24 protein-coding genes are annotated in these 26,196 nt (G+C 65.7%); 11 read left to right on the forward strand and 13 right to left on the reverse strand.

Annotation, left to right across the window (positions count from 1 at the left end; all coding sequences use genetic code 11):
- Positions 1-51 precede the first annotated feature (51 nt).
- The 3 genes from hydA to preA all read left to right on the forward strand — a co-directional run bounded on the left by hydA (position 52) and on the right by preA (position 4,283).
- Positions 52-1,491, forward strand: coding sequence for a dihydropyrimidinase (gene hydA / locus F3J43_RS17260; RefSeq protein ID WP_166889164.1), 1,440 nt, complete (start codon positions 52-54; stop codon positions 1,489-1,491).
- Between the two features lie 149 nt (positions 1,492-1,640).
- Positions 1,641-3,008: an NAD(P)-dependent oxidoreductase gene (locus tag F3J43_RS17265; RefSeq protein WP_166889167.1), complete on the forward strand. Its 1,368-nt coding sequence runs from the start codon at positions 1,641-1,643 to the stop codon at positions 3,006-3,008.
- Positions 3,009-4,283 carry an NAD-dependent dihydropyrimidine dehydrogenase subunit PreA gene (preA, locus tag F3J43_RS17270; RefSeq protein ID WP_166889170.1) on the forward strand — a complete coding sequence of 425 codons (1,275 nt, stop codon included), beginning with the start codon at positions 3,009-3,011 and terminating at the stop codon, positions 4,281-4,283.
- Between the two features lie 65 nt (positions 4,284-4,348).
- Here preA and F3J43_RS17275 read toward each other — a convergent pair whose 3' ends face one another.
- Positions 4,349-4,753, reverse strand: a complete 405-nt coding sequence (locus F3J43_RS17275) for a DUF4440 domain-containing protein (RefSeq protein ID WP_166889173.1) — start codon at positions 4,751-4,753, stop codon at positions 4,349-4,351.
- Positions 4,746-6,101, reverse strand: coding sequence for an MFS transporter (locus F3J43_RS17280; protein ID WP_166889176.1), 1,356 nt, complete (start codon positions 6,099-6,101; stop codon positions 4,746-4,748). Before F3J43_RS17280 ends, F3J43_RS17275 begins: the two co-directional genes overlap by 8 nt.
- A 90-nt stretch (positions 6,102-6,191) precedes the next feature.
- Between F3J43_RS17280 and F3J43_RS17285 the strand changes: the two genes are divergently transcribed.
- On the forward strand, positions 6,192-7,121 hold the full coding sequence (locus F3J43_RS17285; protein ID WP_166889180.1) for a LysR family transcriptional regulator: 930 nt from the start codon (positions 6,192-6,194) through the stop codon (positions 7,119-7,121).
- Here F3J43_RS17285 and F3J43_RS17290 read toward each other — a convergent pair whose 3' ends face one another.
- Together F3J43_RS17290 and metH are read right to left on the reverse strand one after the other, a co-directional pair.
- Complete coding sequence (locus F3J43_RS17290) at positions 7,122-7,742, reverse strand: TetR/AcrR family transcriptional regulator (protein ID WP_166889183.1); 621 nt, start codon at positions 7,740-7,742, stop codon at positions 7,122-7,124.
- Positions 7,743-7,931: 189 nt separating this feature from the next.
- Positions 7,932-11,639 carry a methionine synthase gene (metH, locus tag F3J43_RS17295; protein WP_166889187.1) on the reverse strand — a complete coding sequence of 1,236 codons (3,708 nt, stop codon included), beginning with the start codon at positions 11,637-11,639 and terminating at the stop codon, positions 7,932-7,934.
- Positions 11,640-11,827: 188 nt separating this feature from the next.
- Between metH and F3J43_RS17300 the strand changes: the two genes are divergently transcribed.
- From F3J43_RS17300 to F3J43_RS17320, 5 genes are all read left to right on the forward strand, one after another.
- The gene (locus F3J43_RS17300; RefSeq protein ID WP_166889191.1) at positions 11,828-14,128 is read left to right on the forward strand and encodes a fatty acid cis/trans isomerase; all 2,301 of its coding nucleotides are present in this window, start codon (positions 11,828-11,830) and stop codon (positions 14,126-14,128) included.
- A gap of 141 nt (positions 14,129-14,269) precedes the next feature.
- Positions 14,270-15,304, forward strand: a complete 1,035-nt coding sequence (locus F3J43_RS17305) for an acyltransferase family protein (RefSeq protein ID WP_166889194.1) — start codon at positions 14,270-14,272, stop codon at positions 15,302-15,304.
- 57 nt (positions 15,305-15,361) lie between these two features.
- The gene (gene nfuA, locus F3J43_RS17310) at positions 15,362-15,946 is read left to right on the forward strand and encodes a Fe-S biogenesis protein NfuA (protein WP_134691968.1); all 585 of its coding nucleotides are present in this window, start codon (positions 15,362-15,364) and stop codon (positions 15,944-15,946) included.
- A gap of 293 nt (positions 15,947-16,239) precedes the next feature.
- Complete coding sequence (locus F3J43_RS17315; protein WP_166889197.1) at positions 16,240-16,848, forward strand: SCO family protein; 609 nt, start codon at positions 16,240-16,242, stop codon at positions 16,846-16,848.
- Positions 16,849-17,331, forward strand: a complete 483-nt coding sequence (locus tag F3J43_RS17320; RefSeq protein WP_166889200.1) for a copper chaperone PCu(A)C — start codon at positions 16,849-16,851, stop codon at positions 17,329-17,331.
- A gap of 96 nt (positions 17,332-17,427) precedes the next feature.
- Here F3J43_RS17320 and F3J43_RS17325 read toward each other — a convergent pair whose 3' ends face one another.
- The gene (locus F3J43_RS17325) at positions 17,428-17,655 is read right to left on the reverse strand and encodes a hypothetical protein (protein ID WP_166889203.1); all 228 of its coding nucleotides are present in this window, start codon (positions 17,653-17,655) and stop codon (positions 17,428-17,430) included.
- Between the two features lie 78 nt (positions 17,656-17,733).
- On the reverse strand, positions 17,734-18,867 hold the full coding sequence (locus F3J43_RS17330; RefSeq protein WP_166889206.1) for an MFS transporter: 1,134 nt from the start codon (positions 18,865-18,867) through the stop codon (positions 17,734-17,736).
- Positions 18,868-18,967: 100 nt separating this feature from the next.
- Here F3J43_RS17330 and F3J43_RS17335 point away from each other — a divergent pair, with 100 nt between their 5' ends.
- Positions 18,968-19,777: an AraC family transcriptional regulator gene (locus F3J43_RS17335; RefSeq protein ID WP_166889209.1), complete on the forward strand. Its 810-nt coding sequence runs from the start codon at positions 18,968-18,970 to the stop codon at positions 19,775-19,777.
- On the opposite strand, the gene F3J43_RS17340 is transcribed toward F3J43_RS17335, so the two are convergent.
- The 7 genes from F3J43_RS17340 to F3J43_RS17370 all read right to left on the reverse strand — a co-directional run bounded on the left by F3J43_RS17340 (position 19,734) and on the right by F3J43_RS17370 (position 25,044).
- Positions 19,734-20,570: an AraC family transcriptional regulator gene (locus F3J43_RS17340; RefSeq protein WP_166889213.1), complete on the reverse strand. Its 837-nt coding sequence runs from the start codon at positions 20,568-20,570 to the stop codon at positions 19,734-19,736. The genes F3J43_RS17335 and F3J43_RS17340 overlap by 44 nt on opposite strands.
- A complete protein-coding gene (locus F3J43_RS17345) occupies positions 20,567-20,881 on the reverse strand; it encodes an AzlD domain-containing protein (protein ID WP_011534512.1) in 315 nt (104 codons plus the stop codon). Before F3J43_RS17345 ends, F3J43_RS17340 begins: the two co-directional genes overlap by 4 nt.
- The gene (locus tag F3J43_RS17350; RefSeq protein WP_166889216.1) at positions 20,878-21,576 is read right to left on the reverse strand and encodes an AzlC family ABC transporter permease; all 699 of its coding nucleotides are present in this window, start codon (positions 21,574-21,576) and stop codon (positions 20,878-20,880) included. Before F3J43_RS17350 ends, F3J43_RS17345 begins: the two co-directional genes overlap by 4 nt.
- A gap of 86 nt (positions 21,577-21,662) precedes the next feature.
- Positions 21,663-22,409 carry a hypothetical protein gene (locus tag F3J43_RS17355; protein WP_205297934.1) on the reverse strand — a complete coding sequence of 249 codons (747 nt, stop codon included), beginning with the start codon at positions 22,407-22,409 and terminating at the stop codon, positions 21,663-21,665.
- Between the two features lie 93 nt (positions 22,410-22,502).
- Entirely contained in the window at positions 22,503-23,603 is a 1,101-nt protein-coding gene (locus tag F3J43_RS17360) for a hypothetical protein (protein ID WP_205297935.1), read from the reverse strand.
- 35 nt (positions 23,604-23,638) lie between these two features.
- Entirely contained in the window at positions 23,639-24,265 is a 627-nt protein-coding gene (locus F3J43_RS17365; RefSeq protein ID WP_166889220.1) for a LysE family translocator, read from the reverse strand.
- Positions 24,266-24,267: 2 nt separating this feature from the next.
- A complete protein-coding gene (locus F3J43_RS17370) occupies positions 24,268-25,044 on the reverse strand; it encodes a YqcI/YcgG family protein (RefSeq protein ID WP_166889224.1) in 777 nt (258 codons plus the stop codon).
- A gap of 186 nt (positions 25,045-25,230) precedes the next feature.
- Between F3J43_RS17370 and F3J43_RS17375 the strand changes: the two genes are divergently transcribed.
- Positions 25,231-26,151, forward strand: a complete 921-nt coding sequence (locus tag F3J43_RS17375) for a LysR substrate-binding domain-containing protein (RefSeq protein ID WP_166889227.1) — start codon at positions 25,231-25,233, stop codon at positions 26,149-26,151.
- Positions 26,152-26,196: the final 45 nt, after the last annotated feature.

Raw genomic sequence — 26,196 nt, forward strand, 5'->3', positions numbered from 1 at the left:
CAATTCCAAGAACCGGCCAGAGCAGACCGGTCAGCCTGCGAGGAAAACGGCATGTCCCTGTTGATCCGTGGCGCCACCGTGGTCACCCACGAAGAACGTTACCCCGCCGATGTCCTGTGTGCCGATGGCCTGATCCGCGCCATCGGCGAGCATCTCGAACCCCCCACCGGCTGCCAGGTACTGGACGGCAGCGGCCAGTACCTGATGCCCGGCGGCATCGACCCGCACACCCACATGCAACTGCCGTTCATGGGCACCGTGGCCAGCGAGGACTTCTTCAGCGGTACCGCCGCGGGGCTGGCCGGCGGCACCACCTCGATCATCGACTTCGTCATTCCCAACCCGCAGCAGTCGCTGCTCGAGGCCTTCCACACCTGGCGCGGCTGGGCGCAGAAGAGCGCGGCGGACTACGGCTTCCACGTCGCCATCACCTGGTGGAGCGAGCAGGTCGCCGAGGAAATGGGCGAGCTGGTCAGCCGTCACGGGGTGAACAGCTTCAAGCATTTCATGGCCTACAAGAACGCGATCATGGCCGCCGACGACACCCTGGTCGCCAGCTTCGAGCGCTGCCTGCAACTGGGCGCGGTGCCGACGGTGCATGCCGAGAACGGCGAGCTGGTCTATCACCTGCAGAAAAAGCTGCTGGCCCAAGGGCTGACCGGTCCCGAGGCGCATCCGCTGTCACGCCCGGCGCAGGTCGAGGGCGAGGCCGCCAGCCGCGCCATCCGCATTGCCGAGACCCTGGGCACGCCGCTGTACCTGGTGCACATTTCCAGCCGCGAGGCGCTGGACGAGATTACCTACGCCCGGGCCAAGGGCCAGCCGGTGTACGGCGAGGTGCTGCCGGGCCACCTGCTGCTCGACGACAGTGTCTACCGCGACCCGGACTGGGCCACCGCCGCCGGCTACGTGATGAGCCCGCCGTTCCGTCCGCGCGAGCACCAGGAGGCACTGTGGCGCGGGCTGCAGTCGGGCAACCTGCATACCACCGCCACCGACCACTGCTGTTTCTGCGCCGAGCAGAAGGCCATGGGGCGCGATGACTTCAGCCGCATCCCCAACGGCACCGCCGGTATCGAGGACCGCATGGCGGTGCTGTGGGATGCCGGGGTGAACACTGGGCGCCTGTCGATGCACGAGTTCGTCGCCCTTACCTCGACCAACACGGCGAAGATCTTCAACTTGTTCCCACGCAAGGGCGCGATCCGCGTCGGCGCCGATGCCGACCTGGTGCTGTGGGATCCGCAGGGCACGCGCACCATCAGCGCCCGTACCCACCACCAGCAGGTCGACTTCAACATCTTCGAAGGCCGCACCGTGCGTGGCGTGCCCAGTCACACCATCAGCCAGGGCGAGGTGCGCTGGGCCGATGGCGACCTGCGTGCCGAGCCGGGCGTCGGGCGCTATGTGGAGCGCCCGGCGTATCCCTCGGTGTACGAAGTGCTGGAGCGCCGCGCCGAGCGGCAGCGGCCGGCACCGGTCAAGCGCTGAGTTCATTAGGGCTGCCGCGCAGCCCGTCGCGACACAAGGCCGCTCCTGCAGGCGTCGGCGACTCCTGGCTGGCGTGGGCTCGTGTCGCAACCTCCCGCACCCTGCGCGACTTCCGTTGCCTGGGTCTATAAAAAAGAGAGGCTCCTACCGTGATCGATGCCCTGAACCACTTGCCGCGCCCCCGCGCCGGTGCCGACCAACTGGCCGAGGCCTTCAGCGACCTCGCGCCACCACTCACCGCCCGCCAGGCCATCGTCGAGAGCGCGCGCTGCCTGTACTGCTACGACGCCCCGTGCGTCAACGCCTGCCCCAGCGAGATCGACATCCCGTCGTTCATCCGCCGTATCGCCGACGACAACCTGCAGGGCGCCGCCGAGCGCATCCTTTCGGCCAATATCCTCGGCGGCAGTTGTGCCCGGGTGTGCCCGACCGAAATCCTCTGCCAGCAGGCCTGCGTGCGCAACAACGCCCAGGAGTGCGCTCCCGTGCTGATCGGCCAGTTGCAGCGCTATGCCGTGGACCATGCCGGTTTCACCGGGCATCCGTTCCAGCGCTCGCCGGCCACCGGCAAGCGCATCGCCGTGGTCGGCGCCGGGCCGGCCGGGCTGTCCTGCGCACATCGCCTGGCCATGCATGGCCATGACGTGGTGATCTTCGAGGCGCGGGACAAGGCCGGCGGCCTCAACGAATACGGCATCGCCCGCTACAAGCTGGTGGACGACTACGCCCAGCGCGAAGTGCAGTTCCTGCTTGGCATTGGCGGTATCGAGATCCGTCATGGCCAGCGCCTGGGCGACAACCTCGGCCTGGGCGAGCTGCACAGCCAATACGACGCGGTGTTCCTGGGACTCGGGCTGGACGCCGTGCGCCACCTGGGCTTACCGGACGAAGACGCGCCGGGCCTGCTGGCCGCCACCGAGTACATCCGCGAACTGCGCCAGGCCGACGACCTTGGCCAACTGCCACTGGCCGACCGTTGCCTGGTGCTCGGCGCCGGCAACACCGCGATCGACATGGCCGTGCAGATGAGCCGCCTGGGTGCCCGCGAGGTCCATCTGATCTACCGGCGCGGCCAGGCCGACATGGGCGCCACCGGCCATGAACAGGAAATCGCCCTGCACAACCAGGTACACCTGCACACCTGGGCGCGGCCCGATGCGGTGCTGCTGGATGAGCAGGGGCGTGTGCGCGGCATGCGCTTCATGCGCACGCAACGACTGGCCGGGCGCCTGGAGGATACCGGCGAGTGCTTCGAGCTGGCCGCCGATGCGATCTTCAAGGCCATCGGCCAACGCTTCGACGAGGCCAGCCTGGCCGATCCACTGGCTGCGCAACTGGCCCGTGACGGCGAGCGCATTCGCGTCGACGGGCAAATGCGCACGTCACTGCCGGGCATCTACGCCGGTGGCGACTGCACTGCCCTGGGCCAGGACCTCACGGTCCAGGCCGTACAGCACGGCAAGCTGGCCGCCGAAGCCATCCATGCCCAACTCACGCTCAATGTGGAGGCTGCGTAAATGGCCGATCTGTCCATCGTGTTCGCCGGTATCAAGGCGCCCAATCCGTTCTGGCTGGCCTCGGCGCCCCCCACCGACAAGGCCTACAACGTGGTCCGTGCCTTCGAGGCCGGCTGGGGTGGGGTGGTGTGGAAGACCCTGGGCGAGGACCCGGCGGCGGTCAACGTGTCGTCGCGCTACTCGGCGCACTACGGCGCCAACCGCCTGGTGCAGGGGATCAACAATATCGAGCTGATCACCGACCGCTCGCTGGAGATCAACCTGCGCGAAATCACCCAGGTGAAGAGGGACTGGCCCGACCGCGCGCTGATCGTGTCGCTGATGGTGCCGTGCGTCGAGGCGTCCTGGCAGTTCATCCTGCCGCTGGTGGAGGCCACCGGCGCCGATGGCATCGAGCTCAACTTCGGCTGCCCCCACGGTATGCCCGAGCGCGGCATGGGCGCGGCGGTCGGCCAGGTGCCCGAGTACGTGGAGATGGTCACCCGCTGGTGCAAGCAGCACTGCTCGCTGCCGGTGATCGTCAAGCTCACCCCTAACATCACCGATATCCGCCAGTCGGCGCGGGCAGCCCATCGTGGCGGGGCGGACGCGGTGTCGCTGATCAACACCATCAACTCGATCACCAGCGTCGACCTCGAACGCATGGTCGCCCACCCGATCGTCGGCGAGCAGAGCACCCACGGTGGCTACTGCGGCTCGGCAGTCAAGCCGATTGCCCTGAACATGGTCGCCGAGATTGCCCGCGACCCCGAGACCCGTGGCCTGCCGATCTGCGGCATCGGGGGCATCGGCAACTGGCGCGACGCGGCCGAGTTCATCGCCCTGGGCAGTGGCGCGGTGCAGGTATGCACGGCGGCGATGCTGCATGGGTTCCGTATCGTCGAGGACATGCAGGATGGCCTGGCGCGCTGGATGGACCAGCACGGGCATCGCAGCCTGGAGGCATTCCGTGGCCAGGCGGTGGGCCATACCACCGACTGGAAGTACCTGGACATCAACTACAAATCGGTGGCGCAGATCGACCAGGCCGCCTGTATTGGCTGCGGCCGCTGCCACATCGCCTGCGAGGACACCTCGCACCAGGCCATCGCCAGTACGCTGCAGGCCGACGGCACCCACGCCTACAGCGTGATCGAGGATGAGTGCGTGGGTTGCAACCTGTGCCAGATCACCTGCCCGGTGGAGAACTGCATCGAGATGGTCGCGCAGGACACTGGCAAGCCCTACCTGAACTGGACTCAAGACCCTCGCAATCCCTACCGCGAAGCCAGTTGATGCAAGCGCTCGCCAGTGTCCTCGCGGGCGCTGGCGAGGCCAGCGGCAGGGAGGGGGGACGCGGTTCAGTGTGGTGTCGCGGTTTCCTGCAGGCACCGCCACACCACAGCCTCGGTATCGCACTCGAGCAGCGCCAGCGACCAGCGTGTCGTGACCACCCCCGCCTGGCGATGGACTTCGCGGTAGCGCAGCGCCACATGCGCCCCGACCTGCCAGACCACATCGAACGCGTCGACCTCGATCTGCAGTCCGGGTCGGGCACCTGCGGCACGGCGGAACAACTGTTCCACCTGCTGGCGATCGATCAGCGCCCCTGCCACGCCGACCATGCTGAAGTCATCGGCGAATGCTGCCAGCAGTTCCTCCAGTTCGGCTGTACAGGTGTCTGCCGGGCGGGTGAACACGGCATTGATCAGCGCATGGACGTGGTGCACGCTGTGGATGGCACGGGTAATCGGGGTGTCAGGCATGGCAGGTATGTTCCTTGGGCAGGGTGGTCAGGCGCAGTACTGGCAGCAGGCCACACAGCGCCGCCAGGGCGAAGGTCAGGTGGTAGGCGCGGGCAGTGTCCAGGTGTTGGTGCAGCAGGTTGAACAGCATCAGGAACAGCGCGGCGCCCACGCTGAAGGCCATCTGCCGGTTGATGTTCCACAGCACGCTGGCCTGCTGTGTGCGCTCGCCTTCGAAGTCGAGCAGCGCGGTGGTCTGCGCGGTATTGGCCGCCAGGCCGCCACCGCAGCCCATCAGGCCGTAGGCGGCGATCAGCAGCAGGCTGTCCAGTGCGCTGTCGACCTGTACCAGCAAGGCGATACCCAGGCTGTGCAGCAGTAGCGCAAGCAGCAGCAGGCGACGGGCGCCGACGCGGTTGAAGGCGCGTCCACCCAGCAGCATGGCGGCGAAGGCGCCGCCGGCATAGACCAGCATGCACAGGCCGCTGGCCCCGGCGCTCAGGTGCAGCTCTTCCTGCAGGTAGAAGAGGTTGAGCAGGTTGACGCCGGTGAACACCCCGGGCACTGCCTGGTAGACCAGCATCGCGACACGCAAGCGGGCGCTGGCGAGCAGACTCAGCTCGAGCACGCCATGGCCGGTGCGCTTGTAGTGGGCGCGGTAGCCGAGGCCACAGATCAAGCCGGCCGCCAGCCAGGTCAGGGCAACGCCGGCGCTGTATCCCGCGCCGTAGGCCGACAGGCCCAGCAGCAGGCAGGCGAGGGCGCCGGCTACCAGCACCAGGCCCTTGAGGTCCGGGCGCGGCCGCGCCAGGCGTGGTGTCGCGCCCAGCCAGCAGCAGGCCATCGCGGCTGCCAGCAGGGCCAGCGGCACGCTGGCCTGGAACACCCACGGCCAGCGGCCGTGATCGACGATCATCCCGCCCAGGCTGGGCGAGAGGGCAGGGGCCAGCAAGGCTACGGCCATTACCAGGGTCGAGACGCGGGTCCGTTCGGCCCCCTGGAACAGGTTGAAGGTCAGGGCCTGGCCGACCGGAATCAACAGGCCACCCGCAAGACCCTGGACGAAGCGCCAGGCGACCAGCGCGGCGAAGCTGCCGGCCTGGCCGCAACCCCAGGCGGCCAGGGCGAACACCAGCATCGAGAGAGTCAGCAGGGCGCGCGCGCCCCAGCGCCCAGCCAGCCAGGTGCTCAGCGGCATCACCAGGGTCAGCCCGAGGATGTAGGCGTTGCTCACCCAGGCGCTGCTGGCGGCGCTGACCGCCAGTTCGGCGCTGATGCGCGGCAGGGCCACGGCAGGCATGAAAATGTTCACGCAGTCGATGAAAAAGCCGGTCAGGAACACGGCGGCCACACGGTATCGAAACGTCATCGCTCCTCCTTTGCAGCGCGCAGCCTAGGTGGCATGGACTGTCCCTGTCGATGCCGCTACCCTTGAAACTCTGTTTGATGGAAGTGAACAATGCCGCGCACGGCCCTCCACGCCCAGCTCAACCGGGTGCAGACCTTTCTGGCGGTGGTCGATTTCGGCTCGTTCACCAAGGCCGCCGCGTTTCTCGGCATCAGCAAGGCCATGGCCAGCCAGCACGTCAGGGCGCTGGAGCAGGCGCTGGGCGTCACGCTGCTGGTGCGCACCACCCGCGCCATTGCCGTTAGCGAAATCGGGCAGGCGTTCTATACGGACTTCAAAGGGATCGTCGGTGACGTCGAAGGGGCGTTCGACAGTGTCATGCGCCGTCACAACGGGGTGGCCGGTACCTTGCGCCTGAGCACCACGGCCGAATACGGCGAACGCTTCATCCTGCCGCTGCTCCCGGCTTTTACCGCGCGCTATCCTGCGTTGTCGATCAACTATCAGGTCGACTCCTCGCTCAGTGACCTGATAGCCGAGCGACTCGACCTGGTCGTGCGCCTGGGGACCCTGGTGGACTCGAACCTGCGCAGCCGCAAGCTGGCCGACTATGACATCGTGCTGGTGGCCGCGCCGGCGCTGCTGGCGCGCCAGCCGGTCGAACAGCCAGCGGACCTGGCCAGGTTGCCGTGGATCGCCAACAGCAACCTGCGCAGCCCCACCGACTGGACCCTCCACGACGCGCAGGCGAAGGCCGTGAGCATCAGCGGCAGCGCTGCCTTTCACGCCAATGCCGCCCATGCCATCCGGGCGATGGCCCTTGCCGGTCTGGGGGTCGCCGTGTTGCCGGCCTGGCTGATCGAGGCCGACCTGGCCTGTGGCGCGTTGCGCCGGCTGCTGCCCGGCTACAGCCTGCCGGCACAGCCCGTCAGCGTGGTGTACCCCAACGCAAGCCATATGCCGTACAAGACCCGGGTGTTCATCGACTTTCTTTGCGAGTGCCTGGACAACCAGGCAGGCGAGCTGAGACTGTCCGCCTGATCAAGGCTCGAGCCCGATACCGCGCAGGATGACGCTGGTCACCGTCTGTACGGCGTTTTCGAAAGCCAGGTCGGACAAGGGCTGGCCGTCGTTGAGCAAAGTCACCTGGTAGCCGAAGTCGGCATAGTGCTGGGTCGCCGCCCAGATCATGTACAACAGTGCCGACGGCTCTACAGGCAGGATGCGCTTGTCTTGCACCCAGCCACGAATCTTCGCTTGCTTGAGCTGGGCCCAGGGCACCAGCGTGTCGTCCAGGTTCGCGCCCAGCAGCGGTGCGCCGTGGAGGATTTCCTCGGCCCAGATCTTCGAGCCCAGCGGGCGGGAGCGCGAGTGGCCCATCTTGGCGCGGATGTAGCTGGTCAGCACCACTCGCGGGTCGTCGAAACGCTCGAAACACTGGGCATCCTGCTTCCAGACGTCGAGCAGGTCCTGCAGTACCGCGCGGTACAGTTCGTCCTTGGTATTGAAGTAGTAATGCAGGTTGGAGCGTGGCAGTCGCGCCTGTTCGGCGATGTCGCCCATGGAGGTGCCGCCGTAGCCTTTCTCGGCGAACACCTGCTCGGCGGCCTGGAGGATCTTTTCGATGTTGCGCCGGCGGATCTCGATCTTGTGGTTGGCCATGGGCTGTCCGTGTTGACCTGGTCCGGCAAGGCTAACAGCTTTGCCAAGGGCGGGGTAAAGCCTTTGCGCAAGGATCGAGCGAGCCTTTATCCGTCCTGCGCCGATGTTCGCAGGCAAGGCCGGCTCCTGCAGGAAATCGCCGCGCTGGGCGAAATCCTGCGGGAGCGGGCTTGCCCCGCGATGAGGGGCTCAGCCCTCGTAGCCGAGGTTCGGCGCCAGCCAGCGTTCGCTCACGCTCAGTGCCTGGCCCTTGCGTGCGCTGTACTGCTCGACCTGATCCTTGTCGACCTTGCCCACGGCGAAATACTGGGCCTGTGGATGGGCGAAGTACCAGCCGCTGACCGCTGCAGCCGGGAACATGGCGAAATGCTCGGTGAGGAACACCCCACTCGGGCCGGTCTCGCCGATGGCGCTGCCGTCGAGCAGGCGGAACAGCGTGGCCTTCTCGGTATGATCCGGGCAGGCCGGGTAGCCCGGGGCCGGGCGGATACCACGGTACTGCTCCTTGATCAGTGCCTCGTTGTCGAGTTGCTCGTCCTTGGCGTAGCCCCAGTAGTCCTTGCGCACCCGCTCGTGCAGCCATTCGGCGCAGGCCTCGGCCAGGCGGTCGGCCAGGGCCTTGACCATGATCGAGCTGTAGTCGTCGCCCTTGTCCTGGTAAGCCTTGGCCACTTCCTCGGCGCCGATGCCGGCGGTGGTGATGAACCCGCCGACGTAGTCGGTCACGCCGCTGTCCTTTGGCGCGACGAAGTCGGCCAGCGACCAGTTCGGCTTGCCGTCCGGCTTGATGGTCTGCTGGCGCAGGTGGTGCAGGGTGGCCAGGGGCTGGCCGTCGTCGCCATAGATCTCGATGTCGTCATCGGCGACCTGATTGGCCGGCCAGAAACCGAACACCGCGCGGGCGCTGATCAGCTGCTCGTCGATCAGCTTGTCGAGCATCTCGCGGGCATCCTTGTACAGCGCCGTGGCCGCTTCGCCGACCACCTCGTCGGTGAGGATGCGCGGGAACTTGCCGGCCAGGTCCCAGGAGATGAAGAACGGCGTCCAGTCGATGTACTCGGCCAGTTCGCGCAGGTCGATATCGTCCAGCACCTTCACGCCGGTGAAGGAGGGCACTGCGGCCTGGTAGCCGGCCCAGTCGTACTGCGGCTTGGCGGCGATGGCCTGGGCATAGCTCAGGCGTTCGGTGCGGGCGCTGCGGTTGGCGGTGCGTTCGCGCACCTCGACGTACTCGGCGCGGGTCTTCTCGACGAAGCCGGGCTTGAGTTCCCTGGACAGCAACTGGGTGGCCACGCCTACCGCGCGCGAGGCGTCGGTGACATAGACCACGGCGTCATTGCTGTACTTCGGCTCGATCTTCACCGCGGTGTGCGCCTTGGAGGTGGTGGCGCCACCGATCATCAACGGCAGCTGGAAGTCCTGGCGCTGCATCTCGCGGGCGACATGGACCATCTCGTCGAGCGACGGGGTGATCAACCCGGACAGGCCGATGATGTCGCACTTCTGCTCGCGGGCGGTCTGCAGGATCTTCTCGGCCGGCACCATCACGCCGAGGTCGACGATGTCGTAGCCGTTGCAGCCGAGCACCACGCCGACGATGTTCTTGCCGATGTCGTGCACGTCGCCCTTGACCGTGGCCATGAGGATCTTGCCCTTGGCCTCGGGCTTGTCGCCTTTCTCGGCCTCGATGAACGGAATCAGGTGGGCCACCGCCTGCTTCATCACCCGAGCGGACTTGACCACCTGGGGCAGGAACATCTTGCCGGCGCCGAACAGGTCGCCGACCACGTTCATGCCATTCATCAGCGGGCCTTCGATGACTTCGATCGGTCGCGCGCACTGCTGGCGGCAGGCTTCGGTGTCCTCGACGATGAATGCGGTGATGCCTTTGACCAGGGCGTGCTCCAGGCGTTTTTCCACCGGCAGCGAGCGCCACTCTTCGTTTTCCACTTCCTTGGTCGCGCCGCCGCCCTTGTAGTCGTCGGCGATGGCCAGCAGCGCGTCGGTGCCGTGCGGGGTGCGGTTGAGCACCACGTCCTCGACCTTGTCGCGCAAGGCGGCGGGGATCTCGTCGTAGATCTCCAACTGCCCGGCGTTGACGATGCCCATGGTCAGGCCGTTGCGGATGGCGTGGTAGAGGAACACCGAGTGGATCGCCTCGCGCACCGGGTTGTTGCCGCGGAACGAGAACGACACGTTGGACACGCCGCCGCTCGACAGGGCGTGGGGCAGGTGGTCGCGGATGTAGGCGCAGGCTTCGATGAAGTCCACGGCGTAGTTGTTGTGTTCCTCGATGCCGGTGGCGACGGCGAAGATGTTCGGGTCGAAGATGATGTCTTCCGGCGGGAAGCCGACTTCATTGACCAGGATCTCGTAGCTGCGCTGGCAGATCTCTTTCTTGCGCGCGGCGGTGTCGGCCTGGCCGACCTCGTCGAAGGCCATCACCACCACGGCGGCGCCGTAGCGCTTGCACAGGCGGGCATGGTGCTTGAACTGCTCGACGCCTTCCTTCATCGAGATCGAGTTGACGATGCCCTTGCCCTGGATGCACTTGAGGCCCGCCTCGATCACTTCCCACTTGGAGGAGTCGATCATGATCGGCACGCGGGAGATGTCCGGCTCGCCGGCGATCAGGTTGAGGAAGCGGACCATGGCGGCCTGGGAGTCGAGCATCCCTTCGTCCATGTTGATGTCGATCACCTGGGCGCCGGCCTCGACCTGCTGCAGGGCGACTTCCAGCGCTTCGGTGTAGTTTTCCTCGCGGATCAGCCGGGCGAACTTGGCGGAGCCGGTGATGTTGGTGCGCTCGCCGACGTTGACGAACAGTGACTGGCGATCGATGGTGAACGGTTCCAGGCCCGACAGGCGGCAAGCCTTGGGAATGTCCGGGATCGCCCGTGGCGGGTACTTGGCCACGGCCTCGGCGATGGCCTGGATATGGCCCGGGGTGGTACCGCAGCAGCCACCGATGATGTTGAGAAAACCGCTGGCGGCGAACTCCTCGACCACCGCGGCCATTTCGGCGGGGGTCTCGTCATACTCGCCGAAAGCGTTGGGCAGGCCGGCGTTGGGGTGGGCGGACACGTGGGTGTCGGCCTTGGTCGCCAGCTCTTCCAGGTACGGACGCAGGTCCTTGGCGCCGAGGGCGCAGTTCAGGCCAACGGAGATCGGCTTGGCGTGGCGCACCGAGTTCCAGAACGCCTCGGTGGTCTGCCCGGACAAGGTACGCCCGGAGGCGTCGGTGATGGTGCCGGAGATCATGATCGGCAACTCGACGTCGTCTTCCTCGAATACCTGCTGCACGGCGAAGATCGCCGCCTTGGCGTTGAGGGTGTCGAAGATGGTCTCGATCAGCAGCAGGTCGGCACCGCCTTCGATCAGGCCACGGGTGGCCTCGGTGTAGTTCTCTACCAGCTCGTCGAAAGTGACGTTGCGGTAGCCCGGGTCGTTGACGTCGGGGGAAATCGAGCAGGTGCGGCTGGTGGGGCCGAGCACGCCGGCGACGAAACGCGGCTTGTCCGGGGTCTCCAGGGTCTTGGCGTCGGCCACCTGGCGCGCCACGCGGGCGCCCTGGACGTTGAGCTCGTACACCAGCGATTCCATGCCGTAGTCGGCCTGGGAAATCTGCGTGGCGTTGAAGGTGTTGGTCTCGAGAATATCGGCCCCGGCATCGAGGTAGGCTTTCTCGATGGCGGCGATCACATCCGGGCGGCTGAGCAGCAGCAGGTCGTTGTTGCCTTTCACATCGCTTGGCCAATCGGCGAAACGCGTGCCACGATAGTCGTGTTCCTCGAGGCGGTAACTCTGGATCATAGTACCCATGCCGCCGTCGAGGATCAGAATGCGCTCTTTGAGTGCGTGCTGGAGTGCTTGGAAACGAGCGCTGCGGTCGGACATAGGAACTACCTGGTCGGGCAAATATCAGAAGGTGCCGAATAATAACAAAGCTGTATGGATTTTAGGGGTGTCGCCGCTTTTCATGAATTTGGCTCATGTTGGCGCCGCGCCGCGGTTTATCGCTATCCCACACCTCGAACCCGCCAGGCAACATCGTGATGGCTTCAAGTAACCAGGACATTCGGCACATGCTGTATCGCATACTTGCCAGCGCCTTCGCTCTGCTGATCAGCGGCGTGGCGTTCGCGCAGGCCCCCCAATCGAGCCCGACGATTTCATATACCCGGGACATCCAACCGATCTTCACCGAGAAGTGCGTGGCGTGCCACGCCTGCAACGACGCTGCCTGCCAGCTCAACCTGGGCAGCGCCGAGGGCGCCGAGCGCGGCGCCTCCAAGGTGCCGGTCTACCAGGGCGAACGCAGCCAGGCGGTGCCCACCACGCGGCTGTTCTACGACGCCCGTGACGAGGCTGGCTGGCGCAAGCAGGGTTTCTACTCGGTGCTGGACAAGCAGGGCAGCCAGGCCGCGCTGATGGCGCGTATGCTCGAACTGGGCCACAAGACCCCGCTGACCCCCAACGCCAAGCTGCCCGAGGAGATCGTCCTGGGCCTGAACCGCAACAACATGTGCCCGTTGCCCCACGAGTTCGACGCCTATGCCGGTGCCCACCCGAAAGAGGGCATGCCGCTGGCGGTGACCGGCCTGACCGACCAGGAGTACCAGACCCTGCGGCGCTGGCTGGACGCTGGCGCGCCGGTGGAGAAGGCCGCGATCCAGCCCAGTGCGGTGGAGGCTTCGCAGATTGCCGAATGGGAAGAACTGCTCAACCGTCCGGGTTCGACCGAGGCGCTGGTTGGCCGCTGGTTGTACGAGCACCTGTTCCTCGCCCACATCTACTTCGTCGGTGGCGAGCAGGGCCACTTCTTCCAGTGGGTGCGTTCGCGCACGCCAAGCGGCCAGCCGGTCGACCTGATCGCTACCCGCCGGCCGAACGATCCGCCGGGCACCGACTTCTACTACCGGTTGATCCCGGTCCAGGGCGTGATCGTCCACAAGACCCACATCACCTACCCGATGGGGCCGCAGAAGCTCAAGCGGGTCAAGCAGCTGTTCTACAGCGGCGACTGGCACGCCACCGCCTTGCCGGGCTATGGCCCGCGCCACCGGGCCAACCCGTTCGAGACCTTCGAGGCGATCCCGGCGGTGGCCCGCTATCAGTTCATGCTGGATAACGCCGAGTACTTCGTGCGTACCTTCATCCGTGGCCCGGTGTGCCGCGGACAGATCGCCACCGATGTGATCCGCGACCACTTCTGGGCGTTGTTCCAGGAGCCGGCCCACGATCTCTACGTCACCGACGCCCAGTACCGTGGCGAGGCCACGCCGCTGCTGGCGATGCCGGGGCAGATCGACGATGTCGGCAGCGTGCTGAGCCTGTGGCATGCCTACCGTGACAAGCGCAACGACTACGAGGTGCTGCGCCGCGAAGCCTATGCCGCGCAGCCGGCACCGAGCTGGTCGACGCTGTGGGCGGGCAACGACAACGCCCTGTTGAGCATCTTCCGCCACTTCGACAGCGCCTCGGTGACCAAGGGCCTGATTGGCGATGTGCCGTTGACCATGTGGCTGTTCGACTACCCGCTGTTCGAGCGCACCTACTACCAGCTGGCGGTCAACTTCGATGTGTTCGGCAATGTCTCGCACCAGTTGCAGACCCGCCTTTACTTCGACCTGATCCGCAACGGCGCCGAAATCAACTTCCTGCGCCTGATGCCTGCCGCCCAGCGCGGCGAGATCCTCGGCAACTGGTACCAGAACAGCGGCAAGGTGAAGATGTGGATGGACTATGAGGACATCGACACCAGTACCGCCAGCGGCCTGAAGCTGGACCGGCGCGATCCTACCCGCGACTTCGGCCTGAAGCTTTTGCAGCGCACCGGCAGCCTCAACGCCGCGCCCGATCCGATCAACCGCTGCAAGGGCGCGCATTGTTCCCGCGCGCAGATGCCGGTGGAGTTCCGTGATGCCGAGCAGTCGCTGAGCCGTCTGGTGTCGCGTCCGGCCGCAGGGCTCAAGGTGATCGGCCAGTTGCCCGAGGCGACCATGCTGCGCATCGAGGGCCGGGACGGCAAGCGCCAGGTCTACAGCCTGCTGCGCAACCATGCCCACAGCAACGTGGCCTTCCTGCTCGGCGAGGCCTACCGCTACCAGCCGGGGCTGGACAGCCTGACGCTGTACCCGGGCGTGCTCAGCAGCTACCCCAACTTCATCTTCAACATCCCGGCGGCCGAAGTGCCGGAGTTCGTCGAGGACATGGAGGCTGCGCGCGATGACACCGCGAAGTTCGAGGTCATCGTCGAGCGTTGGGGCGTGCGGCGCAGCCACCCCGAGTTCTGGCGCTACTTCCATGACCTTGACCGCTACATCCAGGAAACCGATCCGGTCGAAGCGGGCGTGCTCGACATGAACCGCTACGAGAACCTCTGATCGGCCGGCCGGGAAGGGCGCCTGACCTTTCCCGGCATCCTGCGGTCGGAACCGGTGAGCGGTTTCGGTCGAGAGGGTCCGGCGTGCATCGCCGGGCCTGATCGCCGATGCCTCAACGCACCGGCAAGCGCAGGGTATTCCATGCTGTATTCGCTTCAGGCTCTCCGGGCGTTCGCCGCCTGGGTGGTGGTCTGCCACCACTTCATGCAGATCTTCTTCGACTTCCACGCCACTGGCCCCATCGGCCAGCTGCTCAGCGACCGCGGGGCCGTGGGGGTGGATATCTTCTTCGTGATCAGCGGGCTGGTGATCTACCTGTCGACCCGCGACAAGGACATCGCTCCCGGGCAGTTCCTGCTCAATCGCGCCTTGCGCATTGTCCCTGCCTACTGGTTCTACAGCCTGCTGATGGCGGCGCTGATGCTGGTCGCCAGTCGCTGGATGCCGCATCAGGTGTTCGACGCGCGGCACCTGCTGCTGTCGCTGCTGTTCATCCCGGCGGAGAATCCTGGTGGCTACGGGCTGTACCCGACCCTCAACGTCGGCTGGACGCTGAACTTCGAGATGTTCTTCTACCTGCTGTTCGGCCTGGCGTTCCTGGTACGCCAGCGCCACCACCTGTTGCTGGTCACCGCGGTGTTGCTGCTGGTCAGCGAGTTGTTGGGGCGCCTGGGCGTGCTCAGTCGTTTCTACAACAACGACATCGTCTACGAGTTCCTGCTCGGCATCGGGCTGGGCGTGCTGTACCGGCGCGGCCTGATTCGCCAGGGGCTGTGGCTGCCGCTGGGCTTGCTGGCCCTGGCGGGCCTGGCGCTTTATCACCTGGACGCCTCGCAACGTCTGTTGCATTGGGGGCTGCCCAGTGCACTGGTGGTGCTGGCGTTCATCGCCCTGGAGCCGTATTTCGAGGGCAACCGGGTGCTCAAGGCGCTCGGCGACTGTTCCTATTCGGTGTACCTGGTGCATGTGCTGGTGCTGTACGCCGGCCTGTTCGTCAGCCAGCGCCTGCGCTTGAGCCCGTACCTGGTGTTCGCTATCTGCGTGCCGTCAATCGGACTAATGTCGTGGCTCAGCTACCGATGGCTCGAGCGCGGCCTGTATGCCTGGTTCAAGGCTGTGTTCGCGGCGCGCGAGGCTCAGGCATCGCCGCTGGCGCTATCCCGAGTCAAATGCTAGGACTTTGTTCGAAGGCCGGGTTGGCGTACACTGCCGGCAAGTCTGTGAGGAACTTCCATGAGCGCTATAACCATTACCGACGCCGCCCATGATTACCTGGCCGATCTGCTCTCCAAGCAGAACACGCCTGGCATCGGCATCCGTATTTTCATCACCCAGCCGGGTACCCAGTACGCCGAGACCTGCATCGCCTACTGCAAGCCGGGCGAAGAGAAACCCGACGACGAGCCGGTGGGCCTGAAGAGCTTCACCGCCTACCTGGATGCCGTCAGCGTGCCGTTCCTCGAAGACGCGCTGGTGGACTACGCCACCGACCGCATGGGCGGCCAGCTGACTATTAAGGCGCCGAACGCCAAGGTGCCGATGGTCAACGAAGACAGCCCGATCAACGAGCGGATCAACTACTACCTGCAGACCGAGATCAACCCGGGTCTGGCCAGCCACGGCGGCGCCGTGAGTCTGGTGGATGTGGTCGACGACGGCATCGCCGTGCTGCAGTTCGGCGGCGGCTGCCAGGGCTGCGGCCAGGCCGACGTGACCCTGAAGGAAGGCATCGAGCGTACCCTGCTCGAGCGCATTCCCGAGCTCAAGGGCGTGCGTGACGTGACTGACCACAGCAACAAGGAAAACGCCTACTACTAAGGCGCGTTTCTCCATCGCGGGGCAAGCCCGCTCCCACGCCTGTACTGCATTCGTGCCAAGGCGTGGGAGCGGGCTTGCCCCGCGATGCTTTTCAGGCTTCGCGTATTGATCCCTAGCAATAAAATGTTACGGATTCAACCCCTGCGACAACCGGTCGCGCCCCGTATTCAAAGGGCTGCAGACCGATTGGCCATCTGTCGGGTGGATGGTGCAGGGGGGGGCGTGACAGAATGCCCCGGTTTTCTCGTCGGCCCATCCCAGGGGTCGGCACCTTCCCTGTAAAGGATGGTTCCATGAATGATCTGTTGACCCGGCGCGCGGTCGTCGCCGGGATGGGCGTACTGGGGCTTGGCCTGCTGGCGGGCTGCAGCCCGGCACGAGGCCTGGACTTCAAGTACGGCAAGAACATGAGTAACGAGATCCTCGGGCGCAAGTTCAAGCTCAAGGACACCCGGGGCAACGAACGCACCCTGTCGAGCTTCTACGGCTCGATGCCGATGATCTTCTTCGGTTTCACCCAGTGCCCGGCCGTTTGCCCGACCGCCATGGCGCGGGTGGCGCAGATCCGCAAGATCCTCCGTGGCCGTGACCGTGACCTGTTCCAGCCGGTGTTCATCACCCTCGACCCGGAGCGCGACACCCCCGAGGTGCTCGACGCCTACGTCAAGGCCTTCGACCCGTCGATCGTCGCCCTGACCGGCACGCCCGAGGAAATCGCCGAGGTGGCCCGGGAGTTCAAGGTGTTCTACGAGAAGGTCCCGGCCGGCGACACCTACACTATCTCTCACTCGTCCACCAGCTACGTCTACGATACACGTGGCACCCTGCGCCTGAGCCTGGGCCATTCCCTGAACGCCAAGGAATGCGCCGAAGACCTGGTCACCCTGATGGAGATCTGCTGAATGTCGATGCAACCGATCAAACGCGGCCTGGCCGCCCTGGCGCTGCTGGGCATGGCCCTGCCGGCCTTCGCCCAGACCACCGTGAGCGACGCCTGGGTTCGCGCCAGCGTACCGCACCAGCAAGCTACCGGTGCCTTCATGACCCTGACCGCCAGCAGCGACAGCAAGCTGGTCAGCGTCGCCTCGCCGGTGGCCAAGACCGTGCAGGTACACGAGATGACCATGAACGGCGACGTGATGGGCATGCGTGAAGTCAAGGCTGTCGAACTGCCGGCCGGCAAGGCGGTGACCCTGGATCCGAACGGCTTCCACGTGATGCTGATGGGCCTGAAGCAACAGGTGAAGGAAGGCGAGCAAGTGCCGCTGACCCTGACCATCGAGGATGCCAAGGGCACCCAGGAAACCCTGCAGGTCCAGGCACCGGTGCGTGCGCTCAACGCCGAGGCCGGCGGTGGGCATGATCACATGCACATGAACCATTGATCCGAGGCCGTCGCGGGGCTTGTGCAGGCAGCCGTCCTGCCCAGGCGCCGCGGTTGGCGTGGATTGAAGTGGCGGGGCGGGCTGGCCTGCTAGTGGTCAGCTACGAAACCTGGGTAGCGGCCGCTCGATGTTCAGCGACGTCAGGGTCTTGCGGACTTGGGCCTCGTCGGCTTCCAACGCCTTGAGGCTGGCGCGGATCTTGCCGGCCGCAGGCACGTCGCCCTGGCGGTCGATCCAGTCGGCGATCTCCTTGCAGGCACTGCTCAGGCAGGCTTGGCGCTGGCTCATCAGCGACAGGAGGGTGGTGAGCTCTCGTTCGGACATGGCGGTATCCTCCGTTCAGCCACTTGAGTGTAGCAGTGCCCCGGTCGGCTGCCCGGGACCGAAAGCCGCACCCTGCCGTCAGGGCTTGAGCCCCCTCCGGTAGCCCAGCGCCAATCCACAAGCGATCACGGCGCAGCCAGCCAAGGTTGGTCTCAGGGCCTGGCCGGCCCCCACCAGCAGCAACCCCAGGCCGATCAGCAGGTAGTAGTAAAGGCCGAACAGCGCCCCGGCGGTGCCGCGACATTCGGCATATTCCACCAATGCGCTGCTCAGCAGCACCGGGATGGCCATGGCGAATGCCAGCATGACCAGTGTCATGCCCACCACCAGCCAGATGCCTTCATCCATCACCAGCATGCCCAGCGTGGCCAGCAGGTCGATCGCGCAGGCCAGTGCCAGCAGTCGGCCGGGCGCTGAGCCGTGGCGCAGCAGGCAGGCGTTCAGACGCGCACCCAGGAGTGAGCCTGCGGCCAGCGCCAGCCCCGAGTAGCCCATCCATGTGCCCAGACCCAGGCGCTCGAAGATGAACGGCGCCAGGCTGTACCAACTGAAGACGCTGATGTTGAACACTGCGACCAGGGCGCTGGCCAGGTGCACGCGTCGGTCGCGCAGCAGGCGCCCCAGGATGTGGCTGAGGGGGCGCGCGGCCTGAAAGGCAGGACGGCTTTCCGCCAGGCCGAACCAGGCCCAGGCAAGCAGGAGCAATGCCATCGCCAATTGCCCGGCCAGCACCCCCCGATAGCCGAATGCCTGATCCAGCCAGGCGCCACTGGCCAACCCCAGTGCCGGGCTCAGTGCAAGGCAGGCGCCGATCAACGAGAACACCTGGGCAAGCTGCGCGCCATGGTGGCGATCACGCAGGGCGGTCTGCGTCACCACCGAGCCGACGGCCGCCGCGAACGCCGCGACCACCCGCGCGGTCAGCAACTGGACGAAGTCCGTCACCAGCAGGGCGGCCAGCGCTGCGATGCTGTACAGCAGCAAGCCAGCCAGCATCGCCGCACGCCGCCCCCGGAGATCGCTCAGGCGCCCCCAGGCCAACACACCGACAGCGAAGGCGACGAAGTACAGGGAGAGGGTCAGCGAGGCATCGGCCGCGCTGATCGAAAAAGCCTCGGCGATCGATACCAGGGCAGGGCTGTAGAGGGTTTCGGCCACTTGAGGAAATATCAGCAGGGCGGTGGCCAGCGCCAGCCAGGAGCGTGAAAGCATGGTGATGGAGCCCAGGTAAGCGAAAGGGCGCCATGGTAGACAGTCGCTGGAAGTGCGTATTATCGCGATTGTGTTCATTTATCGTCGAAATAGGACAAGCATGGCATGGCTCGAACCTGACGCGCGTTTTGATCCGGACAGTTTCAGTGCGCCGGTGGTCGGCATCTGCTCGGCATTGGGCGATCATGACTCCGGCTCGCACCGGCATGCGCGTGGCCAGTTGCTGTTCACTCGTCAGGGCTGCGTGCGCATCGAGGCGCCCGGTCGTCTGTGCCTGTTGCCGCCGACCCAGGCGGCCTGGATTCCGGCAGGCCTGATGCATCGGGCGCGGATGCGCGAAACCGTCGACTACCGTTCGCTGTATTTCAGCCCGGCGCTGAGCGCTGCATTGCCTGTCGAGATCACCATCCTCGGCGTCAATCCATTGCTGCGCGCGTTGCTCGAGCGGATGGCCGAGGCGCCCTTCGATTGCCATTGGCAGGAAGGCGCGAGCGCCCATCTGCTGGCCTTGTGCCTGAGTGAGTTGGGCCAGGCGCCACGTCAGCCGTTGTTCCTGCCGTTGCCTGAGGACCGGCGCCTGCAGGGCCTGGTGCAAAGCCTGGAGCGCCTGCCGCCTGCCCTGGGCGAGCTGGCGCGGCATGTCGGGGCCAGCGAACGGACCATCAGCCGTGTGCTGCGGCGGGACACGGGCATGTCCTACCAGCAATGGCGGCAACAATGGCGCCTGCTGCGTGCCGTGGAGCAACTGGCTTTGCAGCGCCCGCAGGGGGAAATCGCCGAGACCCTGGGCTTTGCCACGGACAGCGCCTTCATCGCGTTCTTTCGTGGCATGACCGGGGTGACGCCCGGGGCTTGGGGGCGCAGTGCTACGCCAGGTTCAGGCAGGCCTGGCGATAGGCGCCCGGGGTGACGCCGTAGGCTTGCTTGAACTGTCGATTGAGGTGGCTCTGATCGGCGAAGCCCAGGTGCAGGGCAACCTCCAGTGCCGGCAGGCCGCGCTTGAGCAACTCCCGGGCGCGGGCCAGGCGACGCTGCTTCAGCCAGGCATGGGGTGGCAGGCCGGTGGCCTGGCGGAACACCCGGGCAAAGTGGAAGGGCGAGAGATTCACCGCCATTGCCAGGGCTTCCAGCGAAGGCGGATCGGCCAACTGGCTTTCCAGCAGTTCCCGGGCGCGGGCCACGGCCAGCGGCTCGTGGCCTGGTGCACGGGGTTCGGCGCAATGGCCATGGCGCTGGACCAGCGCCAGTACCGCCTGGCGCCAGGCGGTCTGCTGCTCGAGTGCGCTGGCCCCAGATTCGGACAACTGGTGTACCTGGCTGAAGGCGGTCGCCAGCGTTGGGTCGTGAATCACGCTCTCACGAAAATGCGGCATGCCGTGGCGGCCCAGCTCGAGTTCGTCGAGCACCCCGGTGACTCGTCCATGCTCGGGATAGAAACCGCGGTAACGCCAGCCGGCCTCATGGGCGGTGGCACCGGTGTGCAGCTCATCGGGGTTGATCAGCACCATGCTGCCCACCGGTGCCAGGTGTTCGCTGCCTCGGTGCCAGAAGCGTTGGGCGCCGGACTCGATCACGGTGAACACGTAGCCTTCGTGCACGTGCGGGGCGAAGCGCTGCTGGAAATAGCGGGCGTGCAGCATCTCGACATCGCCCAGAGCCGGTGCCTGCCACAAGTGGGTCTGTTCGCGCTGGGGTGTGCTCATGCCAGCCAGCTGCGCAGGAGGAAGAAGATCAGCATGCTCGCCAGCATGCTCAGCAATACGCTGCGGGTCAACAGTACCAGGGTGATGGCCACCAGCGAGCCGAGCAGGTAGGGGTTGAGCGGGCTGAGGTCGAGCTGGTGGCCGGGCAGGAAGATGATCGGCCCGCAGATCGCGGTGAGCATGCCCGGCACGGCGAAACCGAGGAACTGCCGGGCGTTGGAGCTCAGACGCAGCGGCAGGCGCGGTTCGAGGAAGGCATAGCGGTTGAGGAACACCACCGCGCCCATGGCGAAGATCAGCAGCCAGATCATGCGCGAGCTCCTGCGAATTTCTGGCAGACGAAGCCGGCGGCCATGCCCAGCAGGCCGGCCGCGACCAGTGCGGTTTCCCAGTGCCAGTAGCTGAACAGTACCGAGCAGAACAGCGATACCGCCACGCACACCACGGTCGGCAGGTTGCGTACCAGGGGCGCGATCAGCGCGACGAAGGTGGCAACGATGGAGAAGTCCAGTCCCAGCTGGTCCAGGTGCGGGATGTTCTGGCCAAGGATGATTCCGGCCAGGGTGAACAGGTTCCAGGCCACGTAGAAGGTCAGGCCCACGCCAAGGGCATACCAGCGGTTGAACTGTTGCTGGTCGTGGTGGCTGGTGAGGGCGAAGAACTCGTCGGTGAGCAAAAAGCCCAGCCCCAGCCGCCAGCGGGTCGGCAGGCCCGAGAGCACAGGGCGCATGGACAGCCCGTAGAGCAGGTGCTGCGAGGTCAGCAGCAGGGTGGTGAGCAGGATCGAGAACAGGTTGGCGCCACCCTTGAGCATGCCGATCGCCACCAGTTGCGCGGCACCGGCGAAGACGATGGCGGACAGGCCTTGGCCTTGCCAGGCGCTGAGGTTGGCTTCGATGGCCATCGACCCGGCCAGCAGGCCCCAGGGCGCGACGGCCAGGGACAGCGGCAGGATGGCAATGGCGCCATGGAGAAAAGCTTGGCGAGCGACGGGTGGGCTGGACATGGACAGGGCAACGAATCGACAGGGCAGACCAGCATGCCAGAGGGCGCAGTGGCTGGCTTGAACGATCTTGCTTGTTTGCCCGGCGCTCAGCGGTGGCTGGTCAGTCGCTGGCGGGCTGCCACGCAGCCGTTGATGTCCACGGCCTTGCGCCACAGGACTTGGCGCTGTGACGGATCGAGCTCGCCGAGCAGGCGGTAGACTTCGGCCTGGTAGTCGCGTTGACGTCCCCATTGCATTTCCAGGCCTTGCGGGCGACTGCGGCTGCAAGCCAGGTGGCTGGCCGGTTGCGGGTAGTAGGCGGCGTACAGGGTGGCCATGCTGGGGATCGCCGCCAGTGCCTCGCGGTAGGCAGGGCTGGCGTTATAGGGTGAACACCAATGGGCAATGGCCAGTGCCGGTGGCGCGAAGCCCTGGCTGAGGCTGGCCTCGAGCAGCGGGCAGGCGGCGTCGGCGATCTGCCCGGCGGGCAGGTAGGTGGTGTAGTACAGCGCCAGGCGATATTGCGCGACCGGATGGCCAAGGGCGACGGACTTCTTCAGCAGCGCCACTGCGGTGGGCAAGGTTCGCGCCATGGCCTGGCCCTGGCGACTGAGTTCGGGGTCGCCGTGAGCGGTGCGCAATGGGCTGGCACTGTCGTCCTGGATATCGGCTTGCTCCAGCAGGGGCAGTGCCTGGCGATAGAGCAGGTCGGCATGGGGGTCGATGTTCACCTCCAGCGCCTGGACGGTCAAGGTCGCCATCAGCAGCGGCAGGAACACGGCACCCGCGGTGCGGATGCGGCGCTTGCGGTTCGGGCGCGAGGGCGGTGACAGCTGGGCGGCTTCGATGGTCATGACAGGTATGCGTGTGCCTCAGGCGGATCGGATACGACGACGGGCTATTCTAGCCACCCATGGCCATTCGCTGAAAGCCCGGGAACCCTTCGATCAGGTGTGCTTGACCGGCGTCATTTTACGTAATGTGTATTTTTCCTGGGCCAGGCCCAGCTTGGCGGTGATCACCTTGGCCAGGGCATTGTTGCCCAGGTCATTGAAGTGCAGGCGGTCGGCGAACAGGTGTTCGTCGAACACCGGGGAGCTGCTGAGCATGCAGTTCATGTCGTAGCAGGGCACCGGCTCGGCCTGGTTCTTGATCCGCCGGAAGAAGGCCATGTGCAACTGGCTGTCGTGGGCGTTGCCGATCAGGCGATCGAAGTTCGACGGCTGCCGGTCGAGCTGTTCGAGCATGGCCTGCTCGGGGGCCGGCAGCGTCTCCCTGCACCAGGGCAGCAGGGGTTGGAGGATGAAGGTGAGGGTGGTGTGGCCGTCGGCCAGCAACCGGTCCCACTGGCGTAGCGTCCGGCCAATGCTGTCGGCGGCCCGGATCAGGCGTTTGTCGGGGCCGGGAAGGTTGTCCAGGGTTGGCCAAGGGTCAGGGCGGTGTGGCGCCATGGCCTGGCTAAGGCGCTGCCAGAAGGACTCCCGGCGCGCTGGGACGTCGGCCTGCACGCCTTCGTTGAAGCGGTTGAGAAATGCCTGGTAGTGCTGAGCATGGTGCGGGTCCTGGGCACCGGCGAGGATTTCCACCAGGGCTTCCTGGGCCAGCGTGTTCAAGCCGCTGAGCACCACCACGTGGCCGATCTGGCCGAAACGGTGCTGATGGGTGAGGAACATCATCAGCTCCTGGGTGGCATTGAGCCCGCAGCCTGCCAGGCTCAGCCAGACTTCGCCCGTCAGTTCCGACAGGTACGACGCCACGGTGTGCTCGTCGGAGCTGGCGCCGATGCCCATCGCCGCGGAGCCGCCCACCAGCAGGTTGACCCGTGCCGCGCCACCGCGTTCGGCGACCGAGTGGCGCCGGCCGGCGCAATGGCTGTAGCGCATGCCGAGGGCGTCGGTGTTGATGGCCCCGGAGCGGTAGCCGCGTTCATGCACGTACAGGGTCTGCGGTGCGCGACGGCTGCCCAGTTGCAGGAAGCGCTGGTAGTCCTGCTGCTGGTGGAGCGAAGTGCCCATGAGGTCGGCCGTGGTGGTGTCGATCGTGGTCATGGGCGCTCCTTCGTCGTGGTCGCAAGGCGGCTGGATCAGGCCGCCAGTTCTTTGAGGTTGTAGGCCAGGCCGACGGCGGCGATCAGCAGCAATGCGACCCCCGAGGCCAGGCTGATCAGGCGGCTGCTGCGTGGCGAGGCGATCTTGCCGATGGCGAAGATGTACAGGCTGAGCACGGCGAAATCGATGGCGATCCACAGTGCCGACAGCACTGCCATGCTTTTGCCGAACGACTCGGTGATCTGGATGAACTGCGGGAAGAAGGCGATGAAGAAGATGATGTCCTTGGGGTTGGAGATCCCGACCATGAACCCCTGCAGCAGACCGCCACGGGCAGCCGGCGGGGGCTCGGCGGGCGCGCTTTGCGCCGGGGTCTGGAGCGCTTCGCGCAGGGTGCCCAGGGCGATGTAGCCGATGAACAGGCAGCCCAGCAGGCTCATGCCGCTGAGCCAGGCCTTGTCGATGGCGGCGCTGGTCATGATGATCCAGGCCGCGGCGCCGATCAGCACCAGCGAGGCCCAGTTGGTGCCGACGGCGGTGAACAGCGCCTTGCGCGAGCCAGAGGCGGCGGCGGTGTTGACGATCAGGGCCACCACCGGGCCTGGGGTGGCGATCAGCAGCAGGACGGTGAGGGCGTAGGTGGCGGTCAGTGCGGTATTCACGTTCAGTTCTCGATCAGTGTGTCAGGGGTGGCGCGGGCCTGGAATGGGCAGCGCGCCGGGTTCAGCGAGCCGGGTTCCTGCAGTTGGTACTGCTGCCATTCGAAGTTGCCGTCCTGGCCGAAGAAGCCCAGGGCATCGGGGACCACGCCGTCGTTGTAGACGCGGACCCGCTCGCGGATCCGGGCACGGATGCGCTGGCCGCTTTCGGTGCTGGCGCTGGCCACTTCGTCGAAGCTTTCGCGCGGGTTGATGACGAAGGCGATGTGCCGGCCCAGGTTGCGGCTTCTCATGGCCTGGTGGCCGGGGAAGCTCATGTTGATGAACAGCGGCATTCCGGCAAAGCAGAATGACCACTGGCTGTCGTGCGGATCCTGTGGCACCTCCTGGGGCCAGGGCTGCGGATCGCGAGCGTGGAGCTCGCCCAGCACGCGCCAGGCAAGTGCCTGTTGCTGGCGCAGCGTGGAGTCTGTCGCCGTTTCGAGAAACACCAGCAAGGGGTTGCCGATACGTTGCTTGAGCGGGATAGGCTCGATGGTGCGGATGTAGTCGGTGAGTCCGTGGGCGATGTCCTCGGCCAGTTGCCCGGCACGGGCGAAGATGATGTGGCAGGTGCGCGCGGTCACCGCCTTGCGCCCGAACAGGCACGGGAAGTCGGGATCGGCGAGGGTTTCCTTGAAGTGTTGAATGGTCTTGTACGTCCAGTGCTGCCTGTTCTGGACATGTTCATCGGCCAGCTCTAGCGCATCCAGGCGATAGCAGTTTCCATAACCCGTAAACATGATTTCCCCAGGTGTTGCTGAATCAAGTGATATGTCGGAATGACTTTATGTACGTTGGCGGCATATCCATGCGGTTTATCGATAAATATTTGTTATTTACCGGCATTTTCCGAGAAGGGTCATACGTTGTAAAACGCCTGGAACTATGACCTACTATTAGCCCCATTCATGCTTTGGACAGCACCGATGTCGGAACGGATTCAAGCCCTGCATGCCTTGCGCGCCTTCGAAGTGGCCTCGCGCTACGGCTCTTTCACCCGCGCCGCCCAGGAACTGGCCCTGACCCAGGGCGCAGTCAGTCATCACATCAAGACCCTCGAAGCCCTGTTCGGCTGCGACCTGTTCGAGCGTCGCGGCCCCAAGCTGCGGTTGACCGAACATGGCCGGCTGCTGGCCCAGGAGCTCAAGGTCGGCTTCAAGATCATCGAGAACGCCTGCGCGCTGTTGCGCCAGGACCGCTACGGAATCCGCCTGAAAGCGCCGTCGACACTGACCGTGCGTTGGCTGTTGCGGGCGCTGGACGGGTTCAAGAAGGCCGACAACAGCTGCGCGGTGCAACTGTCCAGCGTATGGATGGACATCGATGCGGTGGACTTCTACTCCGAGCCCTATGACTGCGCCATCCTGCTGGGCAACGGCCGTTTCCCGGCCGAGGTCGAGAGCCTGAAGCTGTTCGACGAGTGGCTGATCCCGGTCTGCCATCCCACCTACCTCGCCGACCCCGCACCGCCGCTGTCGGTGCTCCAGGACTGCGAGTTCCTGCACCCTTCACCGGACCGCCGCGACTGGCGCCGCTGGCTGGCGCGCCTGGATGCGCTGGACATCAGCATCGACCAGGGCCAGGTGTTCGATACCCTCGACCAGGGTATTTCGGCAGCCCAGCAGGGGTTGGGAATCTCGGTGGTCGACCTGGTGCTGGCCAGCGCCGACCTGGCGGCGGGCAACCTGGTCACACCGTTCCCCCAGGCCGTGGCCACGGGGGATGGCTACTACATGACCTGGCTCAAGGCCAGCCCCAAGGCCCACCAGATGCACAAGCTGCGTGATTATCTGGTGGCGCAGGTGCCGGCGTTGGCGCACAAGGACATCAGCTACCTGTACGGTTGAAGTCGTTTGCTGAACGACCGGATGATGGCGGCGAGTGCCGGTGAC

This window comes from Pantoea sp. Cy-639, from assembly GCF_011752525.1.
Lineage (GTDB): Bacteria > Pseudomonadota > Gammaproteobacteria > Pseudomonadales > Pseudomonadaceae > Aquipseudomonas.